General features: G+C 40.4%; 5 protein-coding genes and 2 pseudogenes. 3 read left to right on the forward strand and 4 right to left on the reverse strand.

Annotated elements, in window-relative coordinates:
• Positions 1 to 94 precede the first annotated feature (94 nt).
• Together V7L20_RS32705 and V7L20_RS32710 are read left to right on the forward strand one after the other, a co-directional pair.
• Positions 95 to 211: a DUF6888 family protein gene (locus V7L20_RS32705; protein WP_442943569.1), complete on the forward strand. Its 117-nt coding sequence runs from the start codon at positions 95 to 97 to the stop codon at positions 209 to 211.
• Positions 212 to 254: 43 nt separating this feature from the next.
• Positions 255 to 392 (forward strand): DUF6887 family protein, encoded by a 138-nt coding sequence (locus V7L20_RS32710; protein WP_442943570.1) that lies wholly within the window; start codon positions 255 to 257, stop codon positions 390 to 392.
• A 368-nt stretch (positions 393 to 760) separates the two neighbouring features.
• Here the strand turns inward: V7L20_RS32710 and V7L20_RS17450 are convergent, their stop codons facing one another.
• The 3 genes from V7L20_RS17450 to V7L20_RS17460 form a co-directional block, all read right to left on the reverse strand.
• Positions 761 to 1,273, reverse strand: a complete 513-nt coding sequence (locus V7L20_RS17450) for a hypothetical protein (RefSeq protein WP_334745303.1) — start codon at positions 1,271 to 1,273, stop codon at positions 761 to 763.
• Between the two features lie 297 nt (positions 1,274 to 1,570).
• Positions 1,571 to 2,977 (reverse strand): O-antigen ligase family protein, encoded by a 1,407-nt coding sequence (locus V7L20_RS17455; RefSeq protein WP_334745304.1) that lies wholly within the window; start codon positions 2,975 to 2,977, stop codon positions 1,571 to 1,573.
• Positions 2,959 to 3,801 carry a YaaW family protein gene (locus V7L20_RS17460; protein ID WP_334745305.1) on the reverse strand — a complete coding sequence of 281 codons (843 nt, stop codon included), beginning with the start codon at positions 3,799 to 3,801 and terminating at the stop codon, positions 2,959 to 2,961. Before V7L20_RS17460 ends, V7L20_RS17455 begins: the two co-directional genes overlap by 19 nt.
• A gap of 123 nt (positions 3,802 to 3,924) precedes the next feature.
• Between V7L20_RS17460 and V7L20_RS17465 the strand changes: the two are divergent.
• A pseudogene (locus V7L20_RS17465) lies at positions 3,925 to 4,143 on the forward strand (NAD(P)-binding protein); the annotation flags it as partial.
• Positions 4,144 to 4,930: 787 nt separating this feature from the next.
• Here V7L20_RS17465 and V7L20_RS17470 read toward each other — a convergent pair.
• Positions 4,931 to 5,438: pseudogene (locus tag V7L20_RS17470) on the reverse strand (GAF domain-containing protein); the annotation flags it as partial.
• Positions 5,439 to 5,792 lie beyond the last annotated feature (354 nt).

The following is a 5,792-nucleotide window of genomic DNA, read 5'->3' on the forward strand; positions in this document are numbered from 1 at the left end:
AACTTTGCTTTTAGGCGACAAACGTCTTGAGCCGGAAACAGCTTATGCACTGGCTCAAATTATCAAAGCAACTTATCGTTATTTGTTAGAGTGAATGTATCTCCCGGTTTACCTTGTTACCTTAGATGAGCGAATAGATAACATTGTAGTAATAGCAGGTGCAGAGACAGTGGTAGTAATTAATCCAGAAGGAGAGGTTGATTATGAATAAGCTTAACTTTAGAGAAATGACACGCAAGCAATTGTGAGATTATATCTTAGAAAATCGTGGCGATTCCGAAGCAATTCACGCCCTAGCATTCCACGTTCAGTTTAATGGCAAACGTCTTAATTCAATAGATGAGCTACAACAAATTATCCAAGAAAAACATAAACAAGGCTTAGAACCATAGTAATAAGCTAAACCACATCTAGTTTGCATAATCTAAAATTGTACATTTCTTGTGGGGTAGGCGTCTCGCCTGCCCAATATATGCAAGGTTATTTGTGGAACGGCTTAATTCAGCACCAAAAAGTCAGTAGCAAAGCCAGAGACTCCGAAAGCTCCGGTCAGAATTGATAAGTAATCTAGAATAATTAGTATATTTATTACTAAAATATTCTTCTGATTTTTTAACTATTATAACTCCTGAATTTTTAAAACCATAGATAAAAAATACATTATCAATTCGTTAGTGAGCAAATGAAATTTTGTTCTGTTGTAGTGAATAAAGTTGGAAAATAAATTGCTTAAGCAACTTCCCCAACCTCCACAATTTTTCTAGAATAGTATTGGCTCACCAGAGACGATATGAGAATTTTTAGATGTCTGCAACTTATTTTGAACACTATCAATGATTGCTAGCCAATCTGCATCTCTATTCCATTCAGAGCGAATTCTGGTTTTAGTTGCCGCGTCGTAAAGGTTACAAAAAACTACATTCTCTTTTCCAGCAATTGCAGCGATAATCAAGGGCTTGGAAAAGTCCTGGACACATGATGCAGCTAAAAGGAAGCTTTTAGCAAAGTTCGTTTCTATCCCAGTCCTAACAACATAAACTTCATCCGCCCTAACAACGACATCCAACTTAATGTTGTCTCTTTCTCTAAATTCTTTCGTCGTTAATTTTAGTTCGGATATATAGCCAGTTAGCCCTGTTTGTTGTACAGGAATAGTTTTATCATTATCGTAATTATACCACAAGTAGGATTCCCCGTTTAATTCTCCGCTTTTTACATACAAATAAATAGGTTCTGGTGGGTTACATAGACCTAATTTCATTTCAGTAACCATGTTTTATATTCCTTTCTAAAAGCTCAACTTATTTCAGATATTCCATCAACTCAATAGGTTTTAAAATTGTGTTGAGTTGAACTGAATAAAAATAATAAATATATATACAAAAGGGCATCTACAAGAGATGCCCGTCATGCAGGAAAACCCCAAAGGGTTGTCCCTACACCTTCCCAACAATCAGCAACAGTAACTAATTAGATATTAGTCACACTCACAGACGTGAATATAGTAATCTTATTAACTTTAAACTCTAAATGTCCCCAGTGCATACACTGAAAATAAAATGATGGAGATTTAAAGTTGTTGTTTATCATTTCCTAACTCATTTGGATGAGATGCAAGCCTATCATGTAGGTTGTAACGATAGACTACTCCACAAATAGCAGCCAAAATTAACCATGAAAACGCATTCAAACGAAAATCGAATATGGTTACATCTACTGTATTCAATAGAACCCACCCAACAAAAGCCAGAAGATAACTGAAAAATATTAATCTGTCTTCTTTTTTTATATATTTTGACTTTTGGAGTAATTGGACACCTGCAATCAAAATCCAAGCGAGTAAACCGAAAAATAACACAGTACTGGGAAAACCAGTTTCAGCAGATAACATCAAAAACAAGTTATGGGGATGACCCAAGCGAGTATGCATCTGCGCTTCGTAGAATGTACTAAAACTATGTAACCCCCAGCCAGTCCAAGGATGTTCTTTAGCTAAAGACCAGGCAAACTGCCACTGAGTTTTTCGCATTAAAGCGACTGGTCTATCTGGATACATGTCATCATTTAACCTTGCCCAAAAGAAGGCAGGAACGTATTGACGAAAAAATTGAGCGACTGGCGAGGGAGCAAAAGCTGCCAAAAGCACACTAGAGACGATGGCACTGACGCCACCCATAAGAATACGCCAACCTTGGTAGAGTGCATAAGCTAAACAGGCAAAAATAGCGATCGCCCATCCATTGCGCGAGTTGGTAAAAATTAAAGTGATGAAATTTGTAATCATCGCCACGGTTAAGAAAATAAAGGGGAGTAGGGAGTGGCTAGAGACGCGATTAATTGCCTCTGCACTGGAGAGATGGAGAGGAAATGACTGTTTACTTTTGACTCTTAGTTGCTGATAATTTTCTAGCCATAAACCTAAACCGAGAATGAAAATTATTACTAAATAAGCTGCGAAGCTATTAGCGTGCAAGAAGAGTGAGGCTATACGACCTGGGGGATTTCCTCCTGGTACGATTATCCAATTCAACACAACCCATAAAATCTCTAAATTCAAACTCCAGCCCAAAAATAACTGCCCCAAGCCGATAATTACCAGGGACATAGAACCAATCACCAAAACCCAAGCCATTTGCCGCAATTGGGTAAATGTTTGAATCAGGGCGCTATGGGCAACGAAAACAAAAAAGAAGGGTAAAAAATTAAATAAGCCGAGGAAAGCTAAAGTCTTGCCATCGGCAAACCCAGCACTCACGATTAGCAAGATACTTAAAAGAGCAAATCCCCAGTTGAGGGGGCGGCGACTAATTTTGCGAGATTGTTTCAAGCAAGTTATTAATGATACAAGAACAATAGTCACAGCCCCCACTAAAGGACTCAATGGGAAGATTAACAGTGCCCATAGAGAGTAGTTCCAAGCAGATTGCCAACGGGACTTAAAATAGTCAAAAACCTTGTTCAAGCTGGCTCCCAACATTCCTCACGAGTGAGACGAATTTGAGCTAAGGTGAAAATAGTCGGGATGATCCGACCGTAGTTAGTAGCGATCGCTCTCCACCCTAAATCTGCAAAAAACCAAGTCCACATTATCGGTCCAATCACAGCAAACATAGTGCGGGCTGCTCCATAACGAGCTGCACTCATAGTCATACCCCGTCGAGCCATTTGCATAGCTACATAGCTTTGAAATTGCGTTGTAGCTGCTTCTGAGCCTGTAATAGCCGCTTGTTTGGCTACTTCATAAGTAGCAAAGTGGATGGCAAATTGACGGGCAATTTGCTTAAGTACAAATGGCTGGAGCATGGAAGTAAGAGCGATCGCACTACCGCCTTTGAAAAGTAACCCCAAGGGGTCACGTTGTAATAAAAGTGGTAATGGTTCTTTTAGTTCTGATTTGACCAGCTGACGCTGCACTTGTAAAGTCAATTTTTGCTTTTCCTGTTCAGGCAATTTTTTCCACACCTGTCCTAGCAGATGCAAAAATACTTCTGATTCTAAATCAATGGTTGCCAGCTGATTAGAATAGGAAATTTTTAAATACTTACATACGTGAACTAATGCTTCTCGGTAAGTTACCTGGCCTGTGCGTCCCCGCAATACTGTCATCCCGTCTGCCGCCAAAAAGCGAAAGCGACCCTCTAGTGCATCTAGCCAAGCTTTGCGGTCTTGGCTTTGTACTTCAATGGGTTCGGGTGTGTGTACATAGTCTAGGGGATTGAACTTACGACTAAATAGAATTGCGGTTAAATCTTGCAATTCTTCGTCGGTTGCTAACTCTAGCGCCGCCCTCATTTCATCCAATTTCCGTTCCTCGCTTCTATGCAGCTTTGTGTACCTTATTCTACTATTAGCTTTCAGCAGTCATTAGTAGTAATTTTGTTTTTTGATAATAATGAATAACAAATGACTAGGGACTATTGACTCATGACTAATATTGCAGTGATTGGTGCCAGAATAGCGGGTTTATTCGGCGCCTAGCAGTTAAGTCAAGCTGGATATTCGGTGCTGGTGGTGGAAAAGTCTCGTGCGTGTCTGGGAGGAAGGCTGGCTACACTCCGCTTGCATGGAACTTGCACGGATCATGAGGCTTGTTACCTGAAGCCAAAGGGTGAATTGTTGAGATGTTTTGTGGAGATATTGCGATGTCTGATTACAAGCCGCTTTGCGTCTTAGCGCCATATCCTCAAAGTTTGGACAGAGGAGGTTTACGAATTCACAGCAGGCACTTCTTTATCTGAACCCAAAAACCGCAGTCCGATCACTTAATTATTTTGGCTTATGTGTAAACAATCACTATTATTGATTAAGTTGATAAAATATCAATAATTTAGCTAGTTAAATCTAAAAAATGTCAATGATAACTAGGCTCTGCCTTGTCAAGGCTGCAACAATCACAAGTACAATATCCACTAGTATTTAGATTAGATTGGGATAATTTGAAACACGAATAATGAAAAAACTCCAGAAATATTTGTGGCAGATCTGGAGCCAGGAAAGATACGCATTTACCTATACCAAATTTTCATCTTAAGAGAATCCTACGTCATCAGGGTATACACTCAAATGTAGATAAACCGAATTTGCGTTTCTTAATCACGCTCGTTCCTCTCTACGACAAGCTGCACGAACGCTACCGTTACGTTCGCAAAGCGTCTCGTAGAAAAGAGAGCAATGGGCTACGCCCCGCTACGCTAACGTGATTAAATTAAACCACACTACTTGCGAGTGGGGTTTTTACTTACCTTGAGATACAAGGGCTTTTTTGCACCACACTTCGACAAGCTCCCTTCCCTACGGGACGCTACGCGTAGCTTGCTTAAGAGCAGGGGTACGACAAGCTCAGGGCGGCGCAGTGCATCGCTTGCAGGCGAGGTTTTGAACATGAAGCTTTTTTGATCAAAGTCTATGAGGATAAACCACTATGCTTCTCGTTTACCAATGACTGTATTATTGAACGGATGCGATCGCTTCCTACTTGCATTGAGATGATAATTTTCGGGAGGTCTTCTACCAAAAATTCAAAATCCATCGCTTTGATCGTAGTACTAATTTCACTATGGGGCTGGGCATAGTGTAGCTGGTAGTTGTTCAGTGTAATCACTGAGGTGGCACAGGTTCTCGTAGATAAAGTTAACGGGGTCGTTGATTTCGTGAGCGACACCCTCCACCAACTGTCCTAAGCCAGACATTTTTTCCGTCTGAATCAATCTTGTCTGTGTTTGTTGGAGTTCACGTAGGGTATGCTCTAACTAGGCAGCTTGATTTCTGGCTTCAGCTTCGGCATTACAGGTTTGTTCCTAGAGTTGTGCTTGTTGAATGGCGATCGCAGCCCGATCTGCTAACTGTTGCAATAAATCAATTTCTGCATCCTGCTAATTTCTAGGAGTCTCACAGTGATGGGCAATTATTAAGCCCCATAGTTCCAAGCCTATATTAACGTGAGTTCGACGGTTAGAAAACGGCAAAAAGCTTGCTAGATATGAAACATAAGGAGTTGGGCAGGTATTGGGTGTAATCGCTAAGTAAGATTGATTGAGAATGAGCAAAAAGCTTATACCTATCTGCCCAAAAAACCCTCAATTGACATTTACCCAAAAGATTTGCCTGTACTGCCTCCTACTGTTTTTTAGTGCCGTCGAACTCACGTGAGTTTAGGGTGGTAACGATCGCATAAGCGTTTGCCACAAATGGATAAGTTTTGGTAACGAAACAACTTCATTGATAAGTTTTCTTTAAGCGTTGTTAACGATCGCATAAGCGTTTGCCACAAATGGATAAGCATTCGTAACCAA

The organism is Nostoc sp. (genome assembly GCF_036916735.1).
In the GTDB taxonomy this organism is placed as follows: Bacteria; Cyanobacteriota; Cyanobacteriia; order Cyanobacteriales; family Nostocaceae; genus Nostoc.